This is a genomic window from Albidovulum litorale (genome assembly GCF_025751495.1).
Classification (GTDB): domain Bacteria; phylum Pseudomonadota; class Alphaproteobacteria; order Rhodobacterales; family Rhodobacteraceae; genus Albidovulum; species Albidovulum litorale.
Genome location: NZ_JAOWKZ010000001.1, coordinates 569,304 through 594,118, shown reverse-complemented (window position 1 = coordinate 594,118; position 24,815 = coordinate 569,304). Strand labels below are relative to the sequence as shown.

Annotated in this window: 26 protein-coding genes and 1 other RNA gene; 12 read left to right on the top strand and 15 right to left on the bottom strand. The window is 62.8% G+C overall.

Annotated elements, in window-relative coordinates:
• Window positions 1-4 precede the first annotated feature (4 nt).
• Entirely contained in the window at window positions 5-1,003 is a 999-nt protein-coding gene (locus OEZ71_RS03010) for a methyltransferase domain-containing protein (protein ID WP_263738440.1), read from the top strand.
• Window positions 1,004-1,192: 189 nt separating this feature from the next.
• On the opposite strand, the gene OEZ71_RS03005 is transcribed toward OEZ71_RS03010, so the two are convergent.
• Window positions 1,193-2,818 carry an AMP-binding protein gene (locus OEZ71_RS03005; protein WP_263738439.1) on the bottom strand — a complete coding sequence of 542 codons (1,626 nt, stop codon included), beginning with the start codon at window positions 2,816-2,818 and terminating at the stop codon, window positions 1,193-1,195.
• Between the two features lie 94 nt (window positions 2,819-2,912).
• On the opposite strand from OEZ71_RS03005, the gene OEZ71_RS03000 reads away from it, so the two are divergent.
• Complete coding sequence (locus OEZ71_RS03000; protein WP_263738438.1) at window positions 2,913-3,836, top strand: DMT family transporter; 924 nt, start codon at window positions 2,913-2,915, stop codon at window positions 3,834-3,836.
• Between the two features lie 10 nt (window positions 3,837-3,846).
• Window positions 3,847-4,503 carry a sulfotransferase family protein gene (locus tag OEZ71_RS02995; protein WP_263738437.1) on the top strand — a complete coding sequence of 219 codons (657 nt, stop codon included), beginning with the start codon at window positions 3,847-3,849 and terminating at the stop codon, window positions 4,501-4,503.
• Between the two features lie 6 nt (window positions 4,504-4,509).
• Here OEZ71_RS02995 and OEZ71_RS02990 read toward each other — a convergent pair whose 3' ends face one another.
• The 10 genes from OEZ71_RS02990 to OEZ71_RS02945 all read right to left on the bottom strand — a co-directional run bounded on the left by OEZ71_RS02990 (window position 4,510) and on the right by OEZ71_RS02945 (window position 14,654).
• Window positions 4,510-5,403 carry a DMT family transporter gene (locus OEZ71_RS02990; RefSeq protein WP_263738436.1) on the bottom strand — a complete coding sequence of 298 codons (894 nt, stop codon included), beginning with the start codon at window positions 5,401-5,403 and terminating at the stop codon, window positions 4,510-4,512.
• A 160-nt stretch (window positions 5,404-5,563) separates the two neighbouring features.
• Window positions 5,564-7,765, bottom strand: a complete 2,202-nt coding sequence (locus OEZ71_RS02985; protein WP_263738435.1) for a 3-hydroxyacyl-CoA dehydrogenase NAD-binding domain-containing protein — start codon at window positions 7,763-7,765, stop codon at window positions 5,564-5,566.
• Window positions 7,762-8,235, bottom strand: a complete 474-nt coding sequence (locus tag OEZ71_RS02980; protein WP_263738434.1) for a cupin domain-containing protein — start codon at window positions 8,233-8,235, stop codon at window positions 7,762-7,764. The genes OEZ71_RS02985 and OEZ71_RS02980 overlap by 4 nt, the downstream gene beginning before the upstream one ends.
• Before the next feature lie 2 nt (window positions 8,236-8,237).
• On the bottom strand, window positions 8,238-9,449 hold the full coding sequence (locus OEZ71_RS02975; RefSeq protein WP_263738433.1) for an acetyl-CoA C-acetyltransferase: 1,212 nt from the start codon (window positions 9,447-9,449) through the stop codon (window positions 8,238-8,240).
• 12 nt (window positions 9,450-9,461) lie between these two features.
• Entirely contained in the window at window positions 9,462-10,100 is a 639-nt protein-coding gene (locus OEZ71_RS02970) for a glutathione S-transferase family protein (RefSeq protein WP_263738432.1), read from the bottom strand.
• A 304-nt stretch (window positions 10,101-10,404) separates the two neighbouring features.
• Window positions 10,405-10,617, bottom strand: a complete 213-nt coding sequence (locus tag OEZ71_RS02965; RefSeq protein WP_263738431.1) for a hypothetical protein — start codon at window positions 10,615-10,617, stop codon at window positions 10,405-10,407.
• A 76-nt stretch (window positions 10,618-10,693) separates the two neighbouring features.
• Window positions 10,694-12,472 carry an acyl-CoA dehydrogenase C-terminal domain-containing protein gene (locus OEZ71_RS02960; RefSeq protein WP_263738430.1) on the bottom strand — a complete coding sequence of 593 codons (1,779 nt, stop codon included), beginning with the start codon at window positions 12,470-12,472 and terminating at the stop codon, window positions 10,694-10,696.
• A gap of 18 nt (window positions 12,473-12,490) precedes the next feature.
• The gene (locus tag OEZ71_RS02955) at window positions 12,491-12,883 is read right to left on the bottom strand and encodes a MerR family transcriptional regulator (protein ID WP_263738429.1); all 393 of its coding nucleotides are present in this window, start codon (window positions 12,881-12,883) and stop codon (window positions 12,491-12,493) included.
• Window positions 12,884-13,069: 186 nt separating this feature from the next.
• Complete coding sequence (locus tag OEZ71_RS02950; RefSeq protein ID WP_263738428.1) at window positions 13,070-13,441, bottom strand: MerR family transcriptional regulator; 372 nt, start codon at window positions 13,439-13,441, stop codon at window positions 13,070-13,072.
• 67 nt (window positions 13,442-13,508) lie between these two features.
• On the bottom strand, window positions 13,509-14,654 hold the full coding sequence (locus OEZ71_RS02945; protein WP_263738427.1) for a putative manganese transporter: 1,146 nt from the start codon (window positions 14,652-14,654) through the stop codon (window positions 13,509-13,511).
• 96 nt (window positions 14,655-14,750) lie between these two features.
• Here OEZ71_RS02945 and OEZ71_RS02940 point away from each other — a divergent pair, with 96 nt between their 5' ends.
• The 3 genes from OEZ71_RS02940 to OEZ71_RS02930 are packed head-to-tail and all read left to right on the top strand — an operon-like array spanning window position 14,751 to window position 17,009.
• Window positions 14,751-15,200 (top strand): PaaI family thioesterase, encoded by a 450-nt coding sequence (locus tag OEZ71_RS02940; RefSeq protein ID WP_263738426.1) that lies wholly within the window; start codon window positions 14,751-14,753, stop codon window positions 15,198-15,200.
• On the top strand, window positions 15,197-15,712 hold the full coding sequence (locus tag OEZ71_RS02935) for a PaaI family thioesterase (protein WP_263738425.1): 516 nt from the start codon (window positions 15,197-15,199) through the stop codon (window positions 15,710-15,712). The genes OEZ71_RS02940 and OEZ71_RS02935 overlap by 4 nt, the downstream gene beginning before the upstream one ends.
• A complete protein-coding gene (locus tag OEZ71_RS02930) occupies window positions 15,705-17,009 on the top strand; it encodes an MATE family efflux transporter (RefSeq protein ID WP_263738424.1) in 1,305 nt (434 codons plus the stop codon). The genes OEZ71_RS02935 and OEZ71_RS02930 overlap by 8 nt, the downstream gene beginning before the upstream one ends.
• A 52-nt stretch (window positions 17,010-17,061) precedes the next feature.
• Here OEZ71_RS02930 and arsC read toward each other — a convergent pair whose 3' ends face one another.
• The 3 genes from arsC to OEZ71_RS02915 are packed head-to-tail and all read right to left on the bottom strand — an operon-like array spanning window position 17,062 to window position 18,793.
• A complete protein-coding gene (gene arsC, locus OEZ71_RS02925) occupies window positions 17,062-17,403 on the bottom strand; it encodes an arsenate reductase (glutaredoxin) (RefSeq protein ID WP_263738423.1) in 342 nt (113 codons plus the stop codon).
• Window positions 17,400-18,458, bottom strand: a complete 1,059-nt coding sequence (locus OEZ71_RS02920; RefSeq protein WP_263738422.1) for a quinone-dependent dihydroorotate dehydrogenase — start codon at window positions 18,456-18,458, stop codon at window positions 17,400-17,402. Before OEZ71_RS02920 ends, arsC begins: the two co-directional genes overlap by 4 nt.
• Window positions 18,455-18,793, bottom strand: a complete 339-nt coding sequence (locus OEZ71_RS02915; RefSeq protein ID WP_263738421.1) for a DUF952 domain-containing protein — start codon at window positions 18,791-18,793, stop codon at window positions 18,455-18,457. The genes OEZ71_RS02920 and OEZ71_RS02915 overlap by 4 nt, the downstream gene beginning before the upstream one ends.
• A gap of 150 nt (window positions 18,794-18,943) precedes the next feature.
• Between OEZ71_RS02915 and OEZ71_RS02910 the strand changes: the two genes are divergently transcribed.
• From OEZ71_RS02910 to rnpB, 3 genes are all read left to right on the top strand, one after another.
• Entirely contained in the window at window positions 18,944-20,524 is a 1,581-nt protein-coding gene (locus OEZ71_RS02910; protein ID WP_263738989.1) for a bifunctional metallophosphatase/5'-nucleotidase, read from the top strand.
• Window positions 20,525-20,727: 203 nt separating this feature from the next.
• Entirely contained in the window at window positions 20,728-20,934 is a 207-nt protein-coding gene (locus tag OEZ71_RS02905) for a cold-shock protein (RefSeq protein WP_263738420.1), read from the top strand.
• Between the two features lie 138 nt (window positions 20,935-21,072).
• Window positions 21,073-21,473: RNase P RNA component class A (rnpB, locus tag OEZ71_RS02900), an RNA gene on the top strand.
• 51 nt (window positions 21,474-21,524) lie between these two features.
• On the opposite strand, the gene OEZ71_RS02895 is transcribed toward rnpB, so the two are convergent.
• Window positions 21,525-21,776 (bottom strand): hypothetical protein, encoded by a 252-nt coding sequence (locus tag OEZ71_RS02895; RefSeq protein WP_263738419.1) that lies wholly within the window; start codon window positions 21,774-21,776, stop codon window positions 21,525-21,527.
• A 149-nt stretch (window positions 21,777-21,925) separates the two neighbouring features.
• Here OEZ71_RS02895 and OEZ71_RS02890 point away from each other — a divergent pair, with 149 nt between their 5' ends.
• The 3 genes from OEZ71_RS02890 (at window position 21,926) to OEZ71_RS02880 (ending at window position 24,709) form a co-directional block, all read left to right on the top strand.
• Window positions 21,926-22,834, top strand: a complete 909-nt coding sequence (locus OEZ71_RS02890; protein ID WP_263738418.1) for a LysR family transcriptional regulator — start codon at window positions 21,926-21,928, stop codon at window positions 22,832-22,834.
• A 258-nt stretch (window positions 22,835-23,092) separates the two neighbouring features.
• Window positions 23,093-23,797, top strand: coding sequence for a tellurite resistance TerB family protein (locus tag OEZ71_RS02885; protein ID WP_263738417.1), 705 nt, complete (start codon window positions 23,093-23,095; stop codon window positions 23,795-23,797).
• Between the two features lie 171 nt (window positions 23,798-23,968).
• Window positions 23,969-24,709: an EF-hand domain-containing protein gene (locus OEZ71_RS02880; protein WP_263738416.1), complete on the top strand. Its 741-nt coding sequence runs from the start codon at window positions 23,969-23,971 to the stop codon at window positions 24,707-24,709.
• Window positions 24,710-24,815: the final 106 nt, after the last annotated feature.

The following is a 24,815-nucleotide window of genomic DNA, read 5'->3' as shown; positions in this document are numbered from 1 at the left end:
TGACATGAAAAGGCCGGGCAGATCGCCCGGCCTTTTTCTTTGGGCGTATCAGGAAGTCTTGTCGGGCTGTTCTGAGCCCAAAGCGGGCCTTATTCTCGAAAGCTTTCAATGTGGGGGTGTTAAGCGTAGCATTTCAACAATTAGCGCCATCCTCAACCTACCGCAGCAAGGAATAGTGATGTCGAGAGAGAACTCTGATGGCAGGATTTACGCATTCGGCTATAGCCCGGCGGCGATTGGATTGATGGGCAGTCGGACGGCTGCCGTGAATGCGGGTTTTCTGCTTCCAAGACTGACTTCCGGGATGTCGGTCTTGGATGTCGGATGCGGACCAGGCTCGATCACGGTAGGATTGGCTGAGGCGATCGCACCGGGCGAGGCCGTGGGTGTCGATATCGAGGCTTCGCAGATCGAGATCGCCCGCGAAAAAGCCGCGAAACTGGGACTCGGCAACTGTCGGTTCGAGACCGCGAGCGTGCTCGCCCTTCCATTTCCGAACGACGTCTTCGACGTGGTCTACGGACACACCATTCTGATGCAGTTCAGCGATGTCGGCCCGGTTCTCGAAGAGGTGAAGCGGGTGTTGAAGCCAGGAGGCTTGGCTGCGTTTCGGGAAATCGACTTTGGCGCCAGCCTATATGGTCCTGCCGATGTCGCGATGAAGACGGTGATGTCGACCCTCCAAAGATCAGTACGCGAAAACGACGGCTACCCGGACATCGGACGTGATCTTCCGGCTTTATTTGCGGGAGTTGGATTGAACGTCCTCAGTGCGAGACCGGTCTACGCCTACTCGCCGAACGCAGAAGCAAGAGCGGGCATGTACCGGGCGATGTCGGGGCTCTGGACGCAAGCCGACTTTGTGAATGAGGCCGTAGGAAAGGGTTGGATCACGGAGGATGAGCGCGCTTCTGTTGCACGTCGTCTTGAAATGGAAGCCAAGGACCCGGGCGGATTGTCAGGCACTACTTACGTTGAAGTAATCGGGCAGATGCCAGCGTAAATTGTGAGCTTAATCGCCGAGTTGTCACAAGCGACGAATTCGAAGAGCCTGCGTTGATGTTGGATTGCACTTCGTGATCTCGGTGGCGAAGTCGGAATCCAGATACCTGTTTTGTCCGCAAAGCGAACCAACACGATCACGGGCAGACCTTTTCTTTGAACCCATGGTCCGGTAGCGGGGATGTAGCGATCAGAGTTCCTTTGCCCGCGCCCTTAATTCGAACTTCTGCACCTTGCCGGTCGAGGTCTTTGGAAGTTCGCAGAAGACCACCCTCTTGGGGGTCTTGAAGCCTGCCAGCCGCTCGCGGGCAAAGGCGATAAGCTCCGCCTCATCCGCCGTCCGACCTTCTTTCAGTTCGACGAAGGCGCAGGGCACCTCGCCCCATTTGTCATCGGGCTTGGCCACGACGGAGCAGAGCGAGACGGCCGGATGGTGCATCAGCGCGCCCTCGACCTCGACCGACGACACGTTCTCGCCGCCCGAGATGATGATGTCCTTGGCGCGGTCGGTGATCTTGATATAGCCGTCCTCGTGCTGGAAGGCGATGTCGCCGGAGCGGAAGAACCCGCCCTTGAAGGCTTCGGCCGTGGCCTCGGGGTTCTTGTAGTAGCCCTTCATCACCGAATTGCCGCGAATGGCAATCTCGCCCACGGTCTTGCCGTCGCGGGGCACAGGATTGCCGGTTTCGTCGTGGACGGTGATGTCCTCCATGAAGGGCATCAGGACCCCGGTGCGTGCCTTGATCGACGCGCGTTCGGCCTGCGCCAGCCCATCCCAGCGGCCGTGCCAGAGGCATTCGGTGACATGGCCGTAGGTTTCTGTCAGGCCGTAGACCTGTGTGACGCGGAAGCCGAGCGGCTCGATGGCGGCCAATGTGGCGGCAGGGGGCGGGGCGCCGGCGGTATAGACCTCGACCACATGGTCGAAGGGGCGGCGGTCGGCGTCCTTGGCGTTGATGATCGAATTCAGCACGATCGGCGCACCGCCCATATGGGTCACGCCCTCATCGGCGATGGCGTCATAGATGTTCTTGGCGGTGACATCCCGGCAGCAGACGAGCGTGCCGCCGACGGCGGGCAGCATCCAGGTGTGGCACCAGCCGTTACAGTGAAACAGGGGCACGATGGTCAGGTAGACCGGCCTGATGCCAACGGCCCATGTCACGGCAGTCCCCATCGCGAGGAGATAGGCGCCGCGATGGTGATAGACGACGCCCTTTGGCCGGCCCGTGGTGCCGGAGGTGTAGTTGAGCGACAGGCTTTCCCATTCATCCTGCGGCATGATCCAGGGCGCGTCGGGGTCGCCCTGTTTCAAGAGCGCCTCGTATTCGGTGTAGCGGCCGGACGGGGCAAAGCCCGCCTCTCGGTCGGCGACCTCGATAATCTCAGGCCCGGGGCCGTCCATTTCGGCAATCGCGGCTTCGGCCAGTGGCAGTAGCGCGGTATCGACCAGTGCGATCTTCGCCTGTCCGTGACCGAAGATATAGGCGATCGTGTCCGTATCGAGGCGCGTGTTGATCGTGTTCAGGACGGCGCCAGCGGCGGGAATGCCGAAATGCGCCTCGGCCTGGGCGGGTATGTTGGGCAGCAACGTGGCGACCACATCGCCCGGCTGCACGCCACGCGCGGTCAGGGCAGAGGCAAGGCGGCTGACCCGGGCGCGGTATTCGGCGTAGGTCCGGCGTGTGCCGCGATAGACCACTGCGGTCTGATCGGCAAAAACATCGCCTGCGCGCGCCAGAAACGACAGTGGCGTCAGGGGCACGAAGTTCGCCGCATTCCGCCCCAGTCCGGTTTCATCCGCCATCCAACCCATACCAGTCCTCCCCGACCGAAGATGTCGCTAACCGGCGCGATTATTGCCATCGCAGCGGCTTCAAGGATACCGGGATTCGACATTTGGTGGCGATATGACGACAGAAGCTGAGCCGAGGGCGGTGAATGCGACGATCCTCGCGGCGTTTCTAATCCTCGGTTACGCCATGGCGATCGGGTTTACCGACAATTACGTGCAGCTTATCGCGCGCGATGCCGGGCTCTGGCAGTTCTTTGCAACCCGGACGGCTTTCGGCTTCGTGATCCTCGGGGCGGTCGCGGCGGTCATGGGCTGGCGGCTGCGCCCGCGCAACTGGGCGGCGGTTGCGGGGCGGAGTGCGCTGCACGGCACGGCGATGATCGTCTATTTCGGCTGCCTCGCCTTCCTGCCGGTCGCAACCGTGGCGGCGGGGCTTTTCACGGCACCCATCTTCACCCTGCTGATTTCCCGCTTCATCTTTGGCCAGGCGCTTGGACCGTTCCGGATACTCGGCGTGATCCTAGGGTTCGGCGGTGCGATGCTCGTCCTCGGGCCGGGGCAGGGGACGCTTCTGAGCCCGCTCACGCTTCTGCCCATCGGGGCGGGTGCGCTTTATGCGCTTGGCAATATCGCGACGCGGCAATGGTGCGCGGGCGAGACGGCGGAAACACTGCTGATAGGGTTCTTTGGCGCCCTCGGCGTCTTTGGCCTGATCGGTATGGCGGCTTTCGCGCTCTGGCCGCAGGAGGTGCCTGCGGGGGCCGACGGGTTCATCATTCGCGGCGCGGTCTGGCCCACGTCGACCTTCCTTTTCTGGACTTTCGTGCAGGCGGCGGGCTCGCTTCTTGGGGTGGGCATGATGATCAAGGCCTATCAGGTTGCCGAGGCCAGCCGGGTTGCGATCTTCGAATACGTGATCCTGCCCGCCTCGGCCTTTTGGGCCTATGTGATCTGGGGCGATGTGCTGGCCCCGACGGCGGTCTCGGGCATCGTCATGATCTTTGCCGCAGGGCTTATCATCGCGCTTCGCGGGAGATAAATTCGCCTGCATGATCCTGTCGCGCGGGCGCCGCTATATCTTCATCCATATCCCCAAGACCGGGGGAACGGCGCTGACGCTGGCGCTGGAGGCGCGGGCGAAGCGCGACGATATCTTCGTTGGCGACACGCCGAAGGCGAAGGCGCGAAAGGGACGGCTGAAGGGGGTTGAGACCGCCGGACGGCTTTGGAAGCATTCGACGCTTGCCCATATTCGCGGCCTCGCCACGGACGAAGAAATTGGTTCGTTTTTCACTGTGACCATGGTGCGCAATCCCTGGGACCGGATGGTCAGTTATTATCACTGGCTGCGCGCCCAGAGCTTCGCCCATCCCGCCGTGGCGCTGGCGAAGGAATCGGAGTTCAGTGACTTCCTGAACGCGTCCGAAACCCGCAAGAGCTTTGCCTTACATCCCTATGGAAGTTATGTGAAAACTTCCGGAGGGAATGAGCGTTGTGACCTCTTCATCCGGCTGGAGCATTTCGACGAAGACGTGATCCCGTTCGAGGCCCATCTCGGCTTTCGGCTTGCGCCGCTCGCCGTCGAGAATGCATCGGATCGACCGAGCGACTGGCGGCGGCTTTATTCGGCTGACGATGCCGAAACGGTCGCGCAAGTTTGCGCTGCTGACATTGAGCGGTTTGGCTATCGCTTCGACCCAGACTAGGCGCGCCTATCTGGTGAAGATCAGCGCCAGCCCCGCCACGGCGAGGGCTGCGCCAGCCCAGCTCTTGGCGCTGGGTCGCTGGCCGGTTCTGATCCAGAGGAGCGGCAGGATGATCACCGGGGATGTCGCTGAAAGCGTCGCGATGATCCCGGTTTTCGCGCCCTGAAGCGCGTAGAGAAACAACGTCATGCCCAGCAGTAGCCCGATCACCGCCGTCAGCGCGGTCAGCACAAGTGCAGTTCGGCTGATTGATACGGGGCGTGGCGGGGCGAGGGGGAGGGCAGCCACAACGCCCATCATCAGCCCCGAGGCACCGACCCGGATCAGCGACCCCACATAGGGGTCGAGCCCGCCCTGCATATAGGGCCGGGCGATCAGGGCCCCGATGGCCTGACCAAGTGCGGCCAGAAGACCGAAGAACAGGCCCGCCCGCAGCCGACCGTTCATCTGCTCGAACCGGTGCGCGGTCTGGGGTGGCCGCCCCATGATCGCCAGCGCGACACCGGTGACCGTGATGCCGATGCCAAGCGCCGCCTGCCCACCAAGCCGTTCGCCAAGGACCAGCCAGGCGAGCACGGCCGCCATCGGGGCGTTCAGCGCATAGATCGCGCCCGCGCGTCGTGGTCCGAGCCGGCCGACCGCAGCGAAGTTGAACGTATCGCCCAGGAGGATGCCGATAACGCCCGACAGCGCCAGCACCACGATCCCGTGCCAGTTGGGCAGTGCCATGGTGCCGGAGGTCAGAACGATTGCGGCCAGAAGCAGGGCCACCAGGCCCTGGCGGATCAGGTTGAAATGAAATGGCCCAAGCGCCCGGACGGCGTCAGAGGCCAGAATGCCGGTTGTCGCCCAGCAGGTCGCGGTGCCAAGCGCCGCCAGTTCGTGGATCGGAAAAGCCATGGCACCCCCTGCCATCGCAAGTTGCATGTCTTGCAGGGGGCCGCAAGGGTTTCATGGGGGTGTAGAAACGGGGAGGCTTCGGCGAAGTCGAACTTGGCTGTCGCCATTTGCGCTGTCGACCGCCGCGGGGTGGAGGCGGGGGCTACCCCCCGCCGCCTTTTCAGGCCGCTTTGCCGACGGGCGACAGGCGACCATAGAAGGTTTCTCCCTTCGCCGCGAGGTCACGGAGCAGCTTGGGCGCCACAAAGCGGGCGCCATAGCGGTTTTCCAAGCCCCCGCAGATCGCCACGGCCTGTTCGGCCCCGATGATGTCGAGCCATGCGAACGGACCGCCCGACCAGGGCGCGAAGCCCCAGCCGAGGATCGCGCCCACATCGCCTTCGCGGATGTCCTCCAGCACGCCCTCTTCCAGCGCCCTGACCGCCTCCAGCACCTGCGCCATCATCAGCCGGTGCTGGACCTCATGCAGGTCGGGTTGCGTGTCGGCCACCGGCCAGACCGCGCCCAATTCCTCCCAGAGCCCCAAACGCCCGCCTTTATCGTCATAGGCGTAAAAGCCCGCATTGGACTTGCGCCCCAGACGGCCCCTGTCGGCCATCGCGAAGAGGACCTCGTCAACCGCGCTGTCAGGATAGGCATCGCCCATCGCCGCCTTCGTCGCCTTGGCGATCTTCACGCCAAGGTCGATGGAGGTCTCATCGACGAGTTGCAGCGGCCCAAGCGGGAAGCCCAAGAGCTTCGCGGCATTCTCGATCAGCGCCGGTTCGACGCCCTCGGCCACCATGCGGATGCCTTCGTTGATATAGGGAATGATGCAGCGGTTGGCGTAGAAGAAGCGCGCATCGTTGACGACGATCGGCGTCTTCCTGATCTGCCGCACGAAGTCGAGCGCCTTGGCCACGGCCACGTCGCCGGTTTCCTTTCCCTTGATGATCTCCACCAGCATCATCTTGTCGACAGGCGAGAAGAAGTGGATGCCGATGAACTGCTCGGGCCGCTTCGACGCCTTGGCAAGGTCCGAGATCGGCAGGGTCGAGGTGTTGGTGGCAAAGATCGCATCCGCCGGGATGACGGCTTCGGCCTTCGCTGTCACGTCGGCCTTGACGCCCATATCCTCAAAGACCGCCTCGACGATCAGGTCGCAGCCCTGAAGCGCGGCATAATCGGTCGTCGCATTGATCCGGCCAAGAACCTCGGCCTTCTTCTCGGCCGTCACCTTGCCCCGCTTCATGCCCTTGTCCAAGAGCCCTTCGGAATAGGACTTGCCCTTGTCGGCGGCCTCCTGTTTCGCGTCGATCAGCACAACCTCGATGCCCGCGCTGGCCGAGACATAGGCGATGCCCGCGCCCATCATGCCAGCACCGAGCACGCCCACCTTCTTCACCGTCTGGTCATCGACCTTCGGGCGGTTCGCGCCTTTCTCCAAGGCCTCCTTGTTGATGAAGAGGCTGCGGATCATCGCCGCCGACGAGGGGTTCATCAGCACATTGGTGAACCAGCGCGCCTCGATCTTCAGCGCGGTGTCGAAGGGCACCATGGCGCCCTCATAGACCGCCGCCAGCAGCGCCTTCGCCGCCGGATAGACGCCCTGCGTCTTGCCATGGACCATGGCCGAGGCCCCGACGAATGTCATAAATCCCGCCGGGTGATAGGGCGTGCCGCCGGGCATCTTGTATCCCTTGGCGTCCCACGGTTTGACGATATCGGCGTCGGTCGCCGACAGGACCCATTCCTTGGCGCGGGTCATCAGGTCTTCGGGCGCCACGACCTCATCGATGATGCCCGCGGCCTTTGCCTTCTTCGGATCGGAAAGCTTGCCTTCCAGCAGGAACGGTGCCGCCGCCATCGCGCCCAGCTTGCGGGTCAGGCGCATCGTGCCGCCCGCTCCGGGAAAGATGCCGACCATGATCTCCGGCAGGCCGATCTTCGCCTTGGGGTTGTCGGCGGCAATGATCCGGTGACAGGAGAGCGGAATTTCCAGCCCGATACCAAGGGCTGTGCCGGGCAGGGCGGCGGCGATGGGCTTGCCGCCCTTCTTGGTCTTGAAGTCCATGCCCGCAAGCTCGATCTTCCGCTCCAGCCCGTGGAACTTCATGATCCCTTCGAAAAGACCCCGCGCCGGGTCGTCGCCGGCACTTTCCTTCATCTTGGCGATGACGTTGAGGTCCATGCCTCCGGCGAAATCCTTCTTGCCAGAGGTCAGGATCACGCCCTTCACCTTGTCGTCGGCCAGCGCCTGATCGACGAAGCCCTCCAGCGTGACCATGCTGTCGAGGTTCAGGACGTTCATCGACTTGTTCGGTACGTCCCAGGTGATGATGGCGACGCCGTCTGCGTCCACTTCGTAGGTGAAATCGGTCATGTTCTGTCTCCCTGATAGGGGGTGCCGTCCTTATGGGTGAATGTGGCCTTGCCGTCCTTCAGCTCCACTTCCAGATCGACATCGGAATAGGTGGCTTTTTCGGGGTTCATGCGGGAGCCGATGACGAGGAACCGCGCCTCGGCTGCCGATTTGTTGATGAAATGATGGCCGTTCGGATCGCCCGCCGGAAAGGCGGCGCAATCGCCGGGGCGCATGAGGGTCTCGCCCTCATCCTGCACCAGCACGCATTCGCCTTGCGTGACCATCACGAACTCATCCTCGCGGTGATGCCAGTGGCGCAAGCTGGACAGCGCGCCGGGCGCAAGGATCACCTCATTCGCACCGAACTGTGTCAGCCCGCCAGCATCGCCGAGGCGCAGGCTGGATCGCCCGGCCATCTGGCTGGCATAGGGTTCGGGATAGATGGAGCCGGTCTTCACCGGCACCTTGCTTTTGTCGATGACGGGCATGGTCACACCCGCTCGATGATCGTGGCCGCACCCATGCCGGAGGCGATGCAGAGCGTGGCGAGGCCGGTGCCCTTGCCGCTGCGCTCCAGCTCATCCAGAAGCGTGCCGATGATGATGGCACCCGTGGCGCCAAGCGGGTGGCCCATGGCGATGGAGCCGCCATTGACGTTGACCTTGGAATTGTCGACGTCGAAGGCCTGCATGAAGCGCAGAACGACGGAGGCGAAGGCCTCATTAACCTCAAAGAGGTCGATGTCGTTGATCGACATGCCGCTGTCCTTCAGAATTTTCTCGGTCACCGGCACCGGGCCGGTCAGCATGATCGTCGGATCGGTGCCGATCTTGGCCGTGGCGCGGATGCGGGCGCGGGGTTTCAGGCCGTGGGCCTCACCGAATTCCTTGTTGCCGATCAGGACGGCCGCCGCCCCATCCACGATGCCAGAGGAGTTGCCGGCGTGGTGGATATGATTGATCCGCTCCAGATGCGGATATTTCATCAGCGCGACCTTGTCGAAACCGGGCATGACCTCGCCCATATCCTTGAACGAGGCTTTCAGCGCGCCAAGGGTCTGCATGTCGGTGCCGGGGCGCATGTATTCGTCATGGTCGAGGATCGGCAGCCCATTCTGGTCGCGGATCGTGACGATAGACTTGGCGAAACGCTTGTCTTCCCAAGCCTTTGCAGCGCGGTTTTGAGACTCCACCGCAAGCGCATCCGCCTCATCTCGGCTGAACCCGTATTCGGTGGCGATGATGTCGGCGGAAATGCCCTGCGGAACGAAATAGGTCTTCATCGCCAGCGTCGGATCGACGGCGATCGCCGCCCCGTCCGATCCCATGGCAACGCGGCCCATCATTTCGACGCCACCCGCGATATAGGCCTGACCGGCGCCGCCCTTTACCTGATTGGCGGCAAGGTTCACGGCTTCCATGCCAGAGGCACAGAAGCGGTTGATGGCAAGGCCCGGGATGCGTTCGTCGAGGTCCGAGAGCAGCACGGCAGAACGGGCGAGGCATCCGCCTTGTTCGCCGACCTGGGTCACGTTGCCCCAGATCACGTCCTCGACAGCGTGGCCCGCAAGGTTATTGCGTTCCTTCACGGCGTTCAGGATCTTCGCCGAGAGTGCGACAGAGGTCACTTCATGGAGCGCGCCATCGGCGCGGCCCTTGCCGCGCGGGCTGCGCACGGCGTCATAGATATAGGCTTCGGTCATCGTGTCCTCCGGTCAGTTCGCCGCCCGGTCAGAGGGGTTGCCGGGCATAAGGTCATAGGGATGTTTCCAGCCGGGCAGGGCAGAAATGCCCGCCAGCCAGCGGTCGATTTCGGGCCAGTCCTTGCGGTCGAAACCGAAGGGCTCAGGGTAATAGAGGTAGCCGCAAGCCGAGATGTCGGCGATGGTCGGGCCGCCGCCGACGATCCAGTCGCGGCCCTTCAGATGGGCGTCAAGCGCGGCATAGGCATTCTTGAGGCGGGCCTGCATGAAGGCGATGACGTCCCTGGGGCGCTTGTCCTCGGGCAGGAAGTTCATCAGGAACCGGGTCATCCCGGCCTGCGAGGACATCTTGTGATTGTCCCACAGGACCCAGCGCAAGACCTCTTCGGCCTTGCCCGGTGCGCCGCCGAGTTTGCCCGTCCGCTTGACGACATGATACATGATCGCGCCGGACTGGCTGAGTGTCTGGCCGTCTTCCTCAAAGACCGGCACCTCTCCCATGACATTGAGCTTGCGAAACTCGGGTGTGCGTGTCGCGCCGTTGAAGAAATCGACGAAGACCGGTTCCCAGTTATAGCCGGAAAGTTCCAGCGTCAGCGCCGCCTTGTAGGCATTGCCGCTTTCGCCAAAGCAGTGGAGTTTTGCAGTCATGCCGTGCCCCTGCTGAATGTCGCGCCAGCGGGGGTTTCACACCCCGTCGCCATTGGTGCTCGAACCAATGGCGCACCCAATGGCGACCCCGTGGAGTATTTTCGCCAAGAAGAACAAGGATTTGTTAACCAGAATCGGGCGAGTTTCGCGGGGCGGTACAGGCAGGAGTGCCGATGACCGCCCAAGGAGAAGTCGCTCCGGGATCGACGAGAAGCACCCCAGGTTTGAGGGCCGACGTCGTTTCCGGGGCGCATCTTGTATTTCTTCTTGGCAAAAATACTCAATTCCGACATCGCCATCCTGCTCATGCCTTCCGGTCTTCAAGCTCGGCTTTGAATAACCTGAGCCGGTGGGTGAGGTTGTCCTTGTGCGTCACAGATCCGAAATGCTCGAAGAGGAAAGTCAGCGCCTCGTCGGTCGTGATCTCGGCCTCGTCGGCAAAGCGCGACAGCGTGCGATAGGCGTCGTTCGACATTGCTGCCGGGAAACGTCGGGTCAGGCGCAGGCGTTTGGGCATTCGGGTCCTCTGGCGTTCGGTCTGACCCCCGCGATGTGCCGCGGGAGCCGTCCATGCGTGTCTCTTCCCGGAGACTTTAGAACGCGTCGGCAGGCAGCGTCATCACGACATCGGCACCCGACTGGATGCGCGCGAGATGGGTCGCCGTCATCGGCAGTTGCCGGGCCATGTAGTAGCGCCCCGTCGTGAGCTTGTTTTCGTAAAACGCGGTGTCGGAAGCGCCGCCCGCGAGCGCCGCAAGCGCCACCTTGGCCGAGCGCGCCCACATCAGGCCGAGGCAGACATGGCCGAAAAGGTGCATGAAGTCGTAGGAGCCCGCGAGCGCGGCATTGGGGTTCTTCATGCCGTTCTGCATGAAAAACATCCCGGCCGCCTGAAGGTCTTTCGAGGCTGCCTTCAAAGGCTCGAGGAAGTCCTTCTTCAGGCCCTCGTCGCCTTCGTTTTCCTTGATGAAGCTCTTCACCATGTCGAAGAAGGCCATCACATGCTTGCCGCCATCGGCGGCCAGTTTGCGACCGACGAGGTCGAGCGCCTGAACGCCATTAGCGCCCTCGTAGATCATCGCAATCCGGGCGTCGCGGGTGAACTGCGACATGCCCCATTCCTCGATATAGCCGTGGCCGCCATAGATCTGCTGGGCCTGCACCGTCATGTCGTAACCGCGATCGGTGAGGAAACCCTTGATGACCGGGGTCAGGAGCGAGATCATGCCCTCCGCGTCGGCATCCCCGCCGCGATGCGACTTGTCGATCAGCGTTGAACCCCAGAGGATAAAGGCGCGCGCCCCTTCGGTGAAACTTTTCTGGTCCATCAGGCTTCGGCGGATATCGGGATGGACAATCAGCGGGTCAGCGGGTCCGTCGGGGTTTTCCGCGCCCGTCACCGCACGGCCCTGCAGCCGGTCCTTGGCATAGGCCACCGCGTTCTGATAGGCGGCCTCGGCCTGTGCGAGACCCTGCATGCCGACGCCCAGACGCGCCTCGTTCATCATCGTGAACATGGCCCGCATGCCCTTGTGCATCTCGCCGATCAGAAAACCCTTGGCCCCGTCATAGTTCATAACGCAGGTCGAGTTGCCGTGGATGCCCATCTTTTCCTCGATCTTGCCACAGGAGAGCGCGTTGCGTTCCCCCAGGCTGCCGTCTTCCTTCACCAGGAATTTCGGCACGATGAAGAGGCTCACACCCTTGATCCCCTCGGGCCCGCCGGGGATCTTGGCCAGAACCAGATGGATGATGTTGTCGGCCATGTCGTGTTCGCCGGCCGAGATGAAGATCTTCTGCCCGGTGATGGCATAGCTGCCGTCGGCCTGCGGTTCGGCCTTGGTGCGCATCAGCCCCAGATCGGTGCCGCAATGCGGCTCGGTCAGGTTCATGGTGCCCGTCCAGTCGCAACTGACCATCTTGGGCAGGTAGGTCGCCTTCTGGTGTTCCGATCCGTGAGCGAGGATGGCCGAGGCCGCACCATGGGTCAGACCCTGATACATGGCGAAGGCCTGGTTGGCCGAGGCGAACATTTCCAGCGTGGCGATGCCCATGACGTAAGGCATGTTCTGGCCGCCGAACTCTTCGGGCATGTCGAGGCCGGTCCAGCCGCCTTCGCGAACCTGATCGAAGGCCGCCTTGAAGCCCGTGGGCGTGCGCACGACGCCGTTTTCCAGACGGCAGCCTTCCTTGTCGCCAACGACATTCAGGGGCGCCAGCACCTCAGAGTTGAGCTTGCCGCATTCTTCCAGAACCGCTGCGGTGAAATCCGGTTCCAGTTCGGAATAGCCCGGCACATCGCTGTTCGCGACGTCCAGAACCTCGTTCAGGACGAATTGTATGTCGCGTGTGGGCGCCGTGTAGCTGGGCATGAATGCTCTCCGTTGGTGTCAGATCTTGATCGGTTTGGGATTAACGAGATGTTTTTCGCCCAGTTCGATATGGGCTTCGAGTTCAGCGATTGCGACGTTCAACTCGTCGCGCCGTTGCGTCATATCGGCCAGATGGTGCTTGGCGACGTCGAGCGTCTTGGCCACCTGCGCCATGTTCAGGCTTTGCGGATCGTAGAGGTCGAGAAGCTGCCGGATCTCCTCCAGGCTGAAGCCAAAGCGCTTGCCACGCAGGATCAGCGTGAGACGCCCGCGATCCTTTTTCGTGTAAAGCCGCTTCTGCCCCTCGCGTATCGGATAGAGGAGTTCCTTGGATTCGTAGAAGCGAAGCGTGCGCGGTGTCACGTCGAACGCGTCGCACATTTCGCGGATGGTCATGGTTTCATTACTCACGGTCGGGCCCTCATGGTTGTCGTAACGTCATGTAGGGCAGAATGGACGTTAATTCGATCCTTACAAGGGAAGTTGACGCCTACGTCACTGTAACGTGGCGTCACAAAAATTATGACGTAATGTCCTAAGGATTTTTGCCAATCGGGCGACATTTCCCTACCGCCGCATCGGGGCGGCAGGCGGCGTTCAGCCCTTCAGCGACTCGGCCGTCTTGTCGCGCAAGTCCGTGAGTTCGCCGATCGTCTGGTCCAGTTCGGCGCGTTGTTTCTGCAGTTCACCAAGCTGTCGGTTGGCGAGATCGACGAATACCTGATACTGCTCCTTGGTGCCCTTCTGGCCGTACAAGAGCAGCCACTGGCGGATCTCCTCCAGCGAAAAACCGAAGCGGCGGCCGCGCAGGATGAGCTTCATCCGCGCGCTTTCGCGCGGACCATAGAACCGGGCGCGTCCGTCCTTACGGGGGGCCAGAAGCTCTATGTATTCGTAATAGCGCAACGTGCGCGGGGTGACGTCGAACCGCGCGCACATCTGCTTGAAGGTGAGCTCTTCGTCGGCCATCGGACTCCTCCTGCGATGAACGTAACCGCAGGAGAGGCGCCGTACAACTCGCGATCGGTGCGCGGTGTCAGTTCAGGAAACCGGGCGCGAAGATGTAGAAGCCATAGGCGAGGATCAACGCAGGGATTGTCGAGAACACCGTGGCCATTATCGCCGCTTTCGGGGCGAGAGCGATGGCGGGGAAGAGTGCGTCACCGTCATTCGAGATGGCATTGGCCATCAGCGCCGAGAAGGGAATCGCGCCGTTGATGTAGAGCGTGGCGACCAGAACCTGCGGTCCGCAACCGGGGACGAAACCGATGGCGGCGGCGATCAGCGGCAGGACCGGGGCGATCGAGGCGAAGGCGGCTTTGAGATCAAGCCCGGCATAGGCGGCGGCATAGTCATAGGCGAGATAGGCGATGATCACCCAGACGGAGATGAAAGAGGTTTCCTCGGCCATCCGGGTCACCGGCCCGTCGGCGGAATTGGTCATCGCGTTCACGGGCGACGCAGCCCAGATCGCGAGGCCGGTGAAGACACCTGCCAATGCGAACCACGCCACGGGAAGCCCGAGGATGTGGTTGATTTCAATGGCGCCGATCTGTGCGGCACCGACGATCAGGCCGGGAATGGCAGCGGCGAGGTAAGCGTAGTCGCGGGCACGGGTCTTGCCGATCCGGGGGGCGATTTCGCAGGCGCCGCCCTGCGGCCGGTAGTCGACGGAAACGAAGCGGTCGATGAGCCAGCCGGTGACGATGCCTGCGCCGAACTGGATCGGCAGCAGAACGAGTGCGGCATCGGGCCGGGTCGCGATCAGGAGAAAGGCAGCGTCCCCCATCGTTGCGGTCAGCGTGGCCACGACCGCGCCGAACGAAACCTTGCCCGAGGCATAGGCCGCCACCACGACGACAGCGCCGCCGCAACCGGGTGTCGCGCCCAGAAGCGCGGCAATCGGCACCTGCATTCCGCGCGCCTTGCCCATGGCAAGGCCCATATCGAAGCGGAAGAGTTTCTCGAGCCCGTAAAACAAAAGAAGCGTTGCCGCGACAAAGGCCGAGACCTGTACGAACGCGTCCTGCATCAGCCCGCGCGTCAACTCGCCCAGTTCCCCGGGTGCAAGCGCGAGAGCCACGAGGGCTGCGACCAATAGCAGCCGGCGCGGACGGAACGGGCCGAACCGGGTCAGTCCGATTTCGGACAGGGCGGGGGTGGTAAGGTCGGTATTGTGCATGGCGCTCTGCAATTGCGAATTATTCTTAATTGCAGAAGATACCACTTGCGGCTGGTTTGGCAAGGGCCAATAACTCGGGCCGAAAGGATCGGGGCCATGGACAACAGAAAAACCGCCGCCGCGCGTCAGTTCATTGAGGCGATCCCGCATAGCCGGGCGCTTGGAATGGTGCTCGACAGCCTCGAAGACGGGGTGGCGGTGATCTCCATGCCCTATGATCCGCGTTTTGTCGGCGATCCGCAGACGGGCGTCATCCATGGCGGTGCGGTTTCGGCCCTGATGGATACCTGCGGCGGGGCGGCGGTGATGAGCCACCCGACCGGGGTAATCGGAACGGCGACGATTGATCTCAGGATCGATTACATGCGGCCGGCGAAACCCGGCGACCGCATCACCGCGCGGGCAGAATGCTATCACGTCACCCGCGCGGTCGCCTTCGTGCGCGCCACGGCGCATGACGCGGATACGTCGCTGCCGGTGGCCACGGCGACCGGGGCCTTCACGCTGGAACGGGCACCCGCACGGAAAGGGGAGGGAACCGCATGACGAAACGCGCCAAGCCCGAGCCGGTGCAGGTTGTCAAGGAACGCCGCGATGCGGCCCTGAAGGCCATCGTGCATGGCGTTCCCTATATCCAGTTCCTTGGCATTGAGTTCGAACGGCGCGGTGATGAACTGACCGCCGTTCTGCCCTTCGATGAAAAGCTCATCGGCAATCCCATGTTGCCCGCGATCCATGGCGGGGTGACCGCGGCATTCCTTGAGGTGGCTGCGATCATTGAGCTTTCGTGGTCGCTGATCTGGGAAGAGATGGAGAGTGGGCGGCTCGACCCGAAAACACTCGACCCGAACCATCTGCCGCGTCTGCCGAAGACCATCGACTTCACGGTCGATTATCTGCGCACCGGCCTGCCGCGCGACGCTTACGCGCGGGCGCGGGTCAACCGGTCGGGGCGGCGTTATGCCAGCGTGCATGTCGAAGCCTGGCAGGACAACCGGTCGCGGCTTTTCGCGCAAGGAACGGGGCATTTCCTGATGCCTGACCGTTCGGATGGCTGAAATCACCCATCGGCGCGTTCTGAAGATCGCGCTGCCCATAGTATTGTCGAACGCCACGGTGCCGCTTCTGGGTGCGGTCGATACCGGCGTTGTGGGGCAGATGGGTCAGGCAGCGCCCATCGGCGCGGTGGGCGTGGGGGCGGTGGTCCTCGCCTCGATCTACTGGATTTTCGGTTTCCTCAGGATGGGTACGTCGGGCCTTGTCGCCCAGTCCCATGGCGCAAAGGACCCCGCTGAAACCGGCGCGATCCTGATGCGGGCGCTGATGATCGGCATCACGGCCGGTATCGTTTTTATTCTCTCTCAGGTGCTGCTCTTCCGTGCCGCTTTCTGGCTGGCGCCCGCCTCGGACGAGGTGGAGGCGCTGACGCGCGGATATCTCGCGATCCGCATCTGGGGCGCCCCGGCAACCATCGCGCTTTATGCCGTAACGGGCTGGCTGATCGCGGTGGAACGCACCAAAAGCGTTCTCGTCCTGCAGCTCTGGATGAACGGGCTGAATATCGGGCTCGATTTCCTCTTTGTGTTGGGGTTCGGCTGGGGTGTGGAAGGCGTGGCCGTCGCCACGCTGATCGCCGAATGGAGCGGCCTTGCCCTCGGCCTCTGGCTCTGCCGCCCCGCCTTCGCGGGCGGGCAATGGTGTGACTGGGCGCGGGTCTTTGACCGGGTCCGTATCGTGCGGATGATGAAGGTCAACGGCGATATCATGATCCGCTCGGTCATCCTTCAGGCCTCTTTCACCACTTTTGTTTTCTGGGGCGCACATTTCGGCGATGTCACGCTCGCCGCCAATCAGGTGCTGTTGCAGTTCCTTGAGATCACGGCCTTCGGGCTCGACGGGTTCGCCTTTGCTGCGGAATCGCTCGTGGGGCAGGCGGTCGGCGCGCGGTCGGCCTTTACCGTTCGCCGCGCGTCGGTCGTTACCAGCCAGTGGGGTGTTGGCGGCGCAGTTGCGCTTGGCCTCTTCTTCTGGCTTGCGGGGCCCGTACTGATCGACCTGATGACGACCGAGCCGGATGTGCGCGCGACGGCGCGCGGCTACCTGATCTGGGTGGCAATGGCCCCTGTCGTCGGCGTTGCAAGCTGGATGTTTGACGGCATCTTCATCGGTGCCACGCTCAGTCGCGAGATGCGCAACGCGATGCTGGTTTCCGTGGCGATCTATGTCGTGGCCCTGATGACCCTGCCCGGGGCCTTCGGCAATCACGGGCTCTGGGCTGCGCTCATGGTGCTGAACGTCGCGCGGGGGGTGACGATGGCTCTGCGCTACCGGCGGGCGGAAGAAGTGGCGGCCTGAGTGCCGGGGGTTCCACCCCCGGACCCCCGGAGTATTTCGGAACAGAAGAAGATCAGAAGAGGTCGAGCACCGATTCCGGCGGACGGCCGAGCGCGGCGCGGCCTTCGTGCAGGACGACGGGCCGTTCGATCAGCGCGGGATGCGCAGCCATGGCGGCGATCAGGCGGTCCTCTTCCATGTCTTTGGCCAGGCCGAGGTCCTTGAATAGCGCATCGCCCGAACGCATCAGGGCGACGGCCGGAATGACGAGTGCGGCAAGCGCGGCACGGATTTCAGTCTCGGTTGGCGCGTCCTGCTGATAAAGGCGGATCGTCGGGGCGATGCCGCGTTCTTCCAGGAGCGCCAGTGTCTGGCGGGATTTGGAGCAACGGGGATTGTGCCAGATCTCTGTCATAGCCAGTCCTTTCGTCCGGTGCCGACGGACTCGGCCACCGTGGCGAAACCGTCGCGGGCCAGAAGCGCATCGAGGCCCTTGGCAATCTCGGTGACAAGCGACAGGCCCTGATAGACCATCGCCGAATAAAGCTGCACCGCCGACGCACCGGCGCGGATCTTCTGATACGCGTCATCGGACGAGCTTATCCCGCCAACGCCGATGAGCGGCAGCTTGCCTTCTGTCATCTGGGACAGCTGCGCGAGGATGCGGGTGGATTTTTCAAAGAGCGGCGCGCCGGAGAGGCCGCCTGCCTCGTCCCGATGGCGGCTTTTCAGCCCCTCGCGCGACAGCGTCGTGTTTGTCGCGATCACCGCGTCGATGCCGGAGGTCAGCGCGACCTCGGCCACGTCGGCCAGTTCGGCCTCATTCAGGTCGGGGGCGATCTTGAGGAAGACGGGGATGCGGCGGGGTAGGCCGTCGCGGGTCGCAATTACGCCCGCGAGCAGCGCGGACAAAGCCGCCTTGCCCTGAAGGTCGCGCAGTTTCTCGGTATTGGGTGACGAGACGTTGACGGTAGCGAAATCGACATGCGGCCCACAGGTCGCCAGAACCTTCGCGAAGTCGGCGGCACGGTCATGGGAGGTCTTGTTGGCGCCAAGGTTGAGGCCCACGGGCACATGGCGTTTTGCCTTTGCGAGGCGGGCGGCGATGACGTCGGCGCCTTCGTTGTTGAAGCCGAAGCGGTTGATGACGGCGCGGTCCTCGTTCAGACGGAAAAGGCGGGGTTTCGGGTTGCCGGGCTGGGGCAGGGGGGTCGCCGCGCCGACCTCGACAAAGCCGAAGCCCGCGCGGGTGAGCGGCGTCACGGCTTCAGCATTCTTATCGTAACCGGCGGCAAGCCCGACCGGGTTCGGCAGGTCGAGCCCGGCGAGGCGGGTTTTCAGCCGAGGGCTGTGATAGACGCCGGGCAGCGGCGCAAGGCCTGCTGACAGGGCCCGGATCGACAGGCCATGTGCGACCTCGGGGTCAAGTTGATGGAGCGCGCAGAGACCGGCTCGTTCGATGAGCTTCACAGCATGCCCTCAGGGAAGATATGACCCGTTGCCCCGAGCGGTAGCGACTTGTCCCAGACAACCTCGGAGATCGACAGAGGCCTGTAAAGATGCGGGAACAGCGCCCCGCCGCGCGAGGGTTCCCAGCGCAGATCGGTACCGAGGTCACCTGCCCGGAACGCCACAAGCACCAGGTCGCTTTCAGTGGCAAAATGCTTTGCCGCCGTCTCGGTTACCTGTTCGGCGGTTGAGAAATGGATGAACCCGTCGGCCAGATCGACCGGCGCGCCGAGCGTCTCGCCCGCGGTGCGGAAAGCGTCCCATTCGGGGCGGCGGAAGATCTTGTAGATCAGCATGGCCTGCTCTTGCCCGGTCGCGCCCTTCCGGTCAATCCCGGCCGTGTTATCAAGGCTTCACAATCTGCCGTTACGGCACCGGTGATGGGCTTTGACACCGCTTCGATCTGCGCCCATTCTGACGTGATCAACGATAACAGGGAGTTCCAGATGGCAACCCGGATTCTTACCTCCGCGGCACTTCTCGCGCTTTCGGCGGGCATGGCGCAGGCGGATTATGCACTGACGATTCTGCACACCAACGATTTCCATGCTCGGTTCGAGCCGATCTCTAAATACGATTCGGGCTGTTCGGCCGAGGATAACGACGCGGGCGAATGCTTTGGCGGCACCGCGCGGCTGGTCACAGCCATCGCCGAGGCGCGGGCGCGGTCGAACAACTCGATCCTTGTCGATGGAGGCGACCAGTTCCAGGGCACGCTTTTCTACACCTACTACAAGGGCGCGGTTTCGGCCGAGTTCATGAACAAGCTCGGCTATACCGCGATGACCGTGGGCAACCACGAATTTGACGACGGGCCGGAAGTTCTGCGCGGTTTCGTCGATACCGTCGAGTTCCCGATCCTGATGTCGAACGCCGACATCTCGGGCGAGCCGCTTCTGGACGGTACGATCCAGAAATCGGTGATCATCGAACAGGGCGGCGAGAAGCTCGGCCTGATCGGCCTTACGCCGCAGGATACCGACGAAATATCCAGCCCCGGCAAGAACGTGACCTTCACAGATCCGGTCGGCGCCGTTCAGGCTGAGGTCGACGCATTGACGGCCGAGGGGGTGAACAAGATCATCGTGCTGTCGCATTCCGGCTATGCGACCGACCAGAAGATCGCGGCCGAGACAACCGGCGTCGACGTGATTGTCGGTGGTCATGACAACACCTATCTCTCCAACACCTCGGATCGAGCCAAGGGACCTTATCCGACGATGGTAGGTAGCACTGCGATCGTGCAGGCCTATGCCTATGGCAAGTTTCTGGGCGAACTGAACGTCACCTTCGACGATGCGGGCGAGATCATCGAGGCTACTGGCGAACCCCTGATCATGGATGCCGCTGTCGCCGAAGACGCTGCGACGAAGGAGCGCGTCGCCGAACTCGCCGTGCCTTTGGAGGAAATCCGCAATAAGGTCGTCGCCGAGGCGGCTGAGGCGATTGATGGCGACCGCGCCAATTGCCGGCATGTCGAATGCCAGATGGGTAACCTCGTGGCCGACGCGATGCTGGCTCGGGTCGCCGATCAGGGCATCCAGATCGCCATCGCCAATGGCGGGGGCCTCCGCGCGTCGATCGACGCGGGCGAGGTGACAATGGGCGAGGTGCTGACCGTATTGCCGTTCCAGAACACGCTTTCGACCTTTCAGGCTACCGGTGCCACGATCAAGGAAGCGCTTGAAAACGGGATGGCCCAGTTCGACGATGAGTCGAAGGACGGTCGGTTCCCGCAGGTTTCCGGCATGAAATATACGTTCGATCCCGCCGCTTCCAGCGGAGAGCGTATATCTGATGTCATGGTGGACATGGCCGGCACATGGGAACCGCTCGATCTCGCGAAGGTCTATGGCATCGTGACGAACAACTTCGTCCGCAATGGCGGCGACGGGTATTCCATGTTCGCGTCCGAGGGCATGAACGCCTATGACTTTGGTCCCGATCTGGCCGATGTAACGGCCGAATACCTTGCGGCGAACGCGCCCTACACGCCCTATCTCGACGGTCGCATTGCCAAGAAATGATGCGTCACGGCGCGGGCAGGTTCCGGCCTGCCCGCACCTTGTTACCGATAATCCTTGCAAAATCGCGTACGAAAGTGCATATGTCTGGCCGCGACGTTACCTCTTTCGACCACTGTCTCCCTTACCGGCCTCAGTTCTTCGATTGTGACTGACTGCGCCGGACCGCTGCGCTGTGTGGGCGGTACTAAACAGGAGATATCACGATGGCTACTGGCTCCGTGAAATGGTTCAACGCTACCAAAGGTTTTGGCTTCATTGCTCCCGATGGCGGCAAAAAAGACGTGTTCGTGCACATCTCGGCGCTTGAGCGTGCGGGCATCCGCGAACTGGCCGACGGTCAGAAAGTGACCTTCGACGTCGAAGCCGGCCGTGACGGCCGTGAATCGGCGACGAACCTTCAGCTCGCCTGAGCTGAACGGCAACGTTCGGACATTCCGGAAAGGGCGGCGCGAAGGCGCCGCCCTTTTCAATTCGGGTCAGGTGGAGCGCGCAGACACGCCCGCAACGCAGTTGACGCGGCCAGATTCAGCGCATACCTCCAATCCCGCGCGGATGGCCGGATGATCGCGGCCCCTTCGGGGGACGAGGAAAGTCCGGACTCCATGAAGCAACGGTGCCGGGTAACGCCCGGCCGGGGAAACCCGAGGGAAAGCGCCACAGAGAATATACCGCCCCCGTTTCGGCGGAGGTAAGGGTGAAACGGTGGGGTAAGAGCCCACCGCGGGACTGGCAACAGGACCGGCACGGCAAGCCCCACCGGGAGCAATGCCAAATAGGGGCCTCGCGCGGGTTGATCGGGCAACCGATATCACCGCAGGGACGCTTCAGCCCGAGAGGCCCGGGTTGGCAGCTTGATCCCGCCGGTAACGGCGGGACGAGAGGAATGGTCATCCAGCCCCGGATCAAGGTTCGGGGTGGACAGAATCCGGCTTACAGGCCATCCGCGCATGATTTCGGCACGAAACGGCGGTCCTCGGGGCCGCCGTTTTTTCTTGGCCCTTCAACGCCGACCTCCGGCCTCGGCGTCTGATCCGAGCAAGAGTGCGCGGGCAACGCGTTGAGCGAACCCAACTATTGAGGGCCAGTAGGTCGATACCAGGCGCAAGCGGTCCGCCTTCCGGCGCAGGGCGTCTTCGCCGAGAACCCGTGCGGTTTTGCGGTCGACATAGGCCTTGCGCGCGATACCATGGCGACATTGCGGGTTTTCGTTCCGTGAACTCGTGGAGACATGGCTTGTGTCATATTCGAACATCGCGACTTCCCTCCTCGGGCCTTATGACTGCTGATGGAAGAAGGATATGTCGATCAGTATTACAATATAATTGAGTATATACGGCATTTACTATTCCAAAATATGGAATAATATAAACTGTCATGGATATGCTTCTGGCCATGAGGGTGATGGGCGAGATCGTCTATCAGGGAAGCTTCGCGGCAGCGGGCCGCGCGCTCAATCTGTCGCCGCCCTCGGTAAGCAGGATCGTGTCGGATCTCGAATCCAACCTCGGGGTTCGCCTCTTCAACCGCAGCACGCGGCGTCTCGCGCTAACTGAAGAGGGACAGGTCTTCTTGCAAAGAGGCGAGGCGATACTGGATGAAATTGATGCGCTAAGAGAGATGATGCGAGCGCGTCACCGTGTCCTGAGTGGCCGGATCACGCTCAGTTCGTCGGTCGCTTTTGGCAATGAACTGCTGCCGCCGGCCATCGCGGCGTTTCTTGGCAAGCATCCGGGCGTTCAAGTTCAACTCGGTATTTCAAACCGGACCGTGGACCTCATTCAGGAACATGTGGATATCGCGTTTCGCATAGGCGTTGGCGGGCTGCCCGACTCCACGCTTCAGGCGATCAAGGTCCTCGACTACCGGCTTATTTTCGTTGCAGCACCCGGTTACGTGAGCGCGCACGGCTGTCCGACCGATCTGGAGGAACTGAAAGGACGCCCAATTGTAAAGCTTTTCACGGGTAGTTGGGGTCACGTTCACACCCTCCAGACGCCGGACGGTCCTGTCGAATACCGTGTCCCCGAAGGGTTCAGCGTTGATGCCTTCCGTGCCCAGCTTGGGGCAGTTCTGGCAGGGCATGGCCTCTCGCTCATGCACGATTACATTGCCGAGCCGGAGATTTCGGCGGGGCGGCTGATCCAGGTTCTGCCCGGGTTTCAGACTGAACCTCAATCGGTTTTCGCGGTTTATGCGCACCGTCACCTTATGGCGACCCGAATTCGGGTGTTCCTCGATTTCATCCGGGAGTGGTTCAAAGGCCGCAATACGCCGACGCGCGGCGCGGCAGTGCCGGATGAAAGCTTGTAGGCTGCGACGGTGTCACAGCTGCCCGGGTGCGAGACGGTTGAGCAGTCGGACCCCATGGTCCTTGTCCGTCGAACTCCGGTGCCGACCGTGATACGTGTCGCCGTCGACTACCTTTCGGAGATTTTTGGTCGCTGCCGGGCGGAGTTTGATCGGTTCGTTTTCGGGTAACGCGACCGAAGGGAAGGAGAGATCGGCAATTTCCGGTGCACCAACCGAGGATTGAGGTATCATGGCCGTGGTTCGTCAGAGAGGTTTGCCATGAGTTTCGTAAAGACCCTTGCCACGCTCGCCGTCGGTTTCGCCGCCGCGCGCGGTTATGACAAGTATCGCAAAGCGGGTGGGATGGAGGGCGTCAGGGAGGCGCTGAAACAGGCCGGGGAGCCGGGCGGTGCAGTCGATCAGTGGGGCCAGCAGGCCGAGAAGATGGGTCTGCCCGGCGGCGCGAAGATGGTGCGGCAGATGTACGAACAGTTCGGCGGTGCCTCCGAGGCAGCCGAGGCCGGCATCGGCAGTCTGATCGGCTCCATGACCAGTGCGGCCACCGCAGGCGGCAAGGCGATGGGCGACATGATGGAGGCGATGACAGGTGCTTCGCCCGCCTCTCCCATCGCCGAGGAAAACGCCCGTCTGATGATCCGCGCGATGATCCAGGCCGCGAAGGCCGATGGCGAGATCGACGCCGAGGAGCGGGCGAAGATCCTAGACCACCTCACCGATGCCAGCGACGAAGAGATCGCCTTTGTCGAGGCCGAGCTTGACCGGCCGCTTGACGCCATGGCGATGGCCGAGGCGGCGGGTGCTTCGATGCGCGAACAGGTCTATTCGTCATCGCTGATGGCGATCCGGCTCGACACGCCGGGGGAGCAGGCCTATCTCGACCAGCTGGCCACGGCGCTCGGACTCGACATGGCCGCGCGCACCCGGCTCCATGCGGCGATGGGGCGGCCCGCACCCGGCCGATAGGCGCCGCCGCGACTGCATTTCCTTCGAGGTCGGCGCATTTCGCGATCGTGCCGGTTTTCGCGCGCACGCAAGCGTGATCTGCGTCGTTGATGCAGATCAACACCGATGCGAACGGGCGGGTCTTTCATGTCAGCGACTTTAGTCGCAATCGCGAAAGGAACTCCGATGCAGATGCAATCGTTCGTAGCCGTGCTTGTCGCCGCGTGTGTCGCCGCTCCGGGTCTGCAGGCGCAAACCGGGTCCCGTTACGGGATGGGCTATGGAATGGGTCCGGGGCAGGGCGGGCCGGGCTACGGCATGATGGCGCCGCAGGGAGATGCGCCGCAGGGTTGGGGCTGGTTCGCCCCGCACGGCGGCATGGGCTGGGGCATGGGCCCGGGCTGGGGCGTGCCGGGCGAACATCCCGACTGGGACGACATGCCGCATTGGGGCATGGCTCCCGGCTGGGGCGGCGGGATGCCGGGCTGGGGCGGCGGGATGCCGGGGCCCGGCATGATGCATGGCTGGGGTGGCACGCCCGGTTGGGGCGGCGGGTTCGGGCCGGGACCGATGATGCCCGGCCGCGGTGGCTTTGCGCAGGTCGACCGCGACCAGAACGGCACCGTCACCGCCGAGGAGGCTGCCGACCATGCCGAGGCGGTGTTCAGCGCGCTCGACCTTGACGATGATGGCGGGCTCACGCCTGATGAATACATGGCCACCCGGATGGGGTGGGGCGGCGGTTTCAATCCGGCCGCCGAGGAGGCGCGGCAGGCTCGCAAGAAAGCCCGCTTCGACCCGATGGACGGCGATGGTGACGGTGTGGTGACGCGCGCGGAGTTTATCGCAGTCGCGCGGGAGCATTTCGAGGCGGCTGACAAGGACGGCAATGGAGTATCGCCTTGGGAGTTCCGCGCGCAGGTCTGGAACTGAGGCTCCGGAAGCCTCTCCGCCAGAGTCGCGATCCGATGCGAAGAGGTGGTTGACACGGCCGGGAAGACCAGTAAAAGGCGGGCTTCAAGGATTTCTCGGGCGGCGC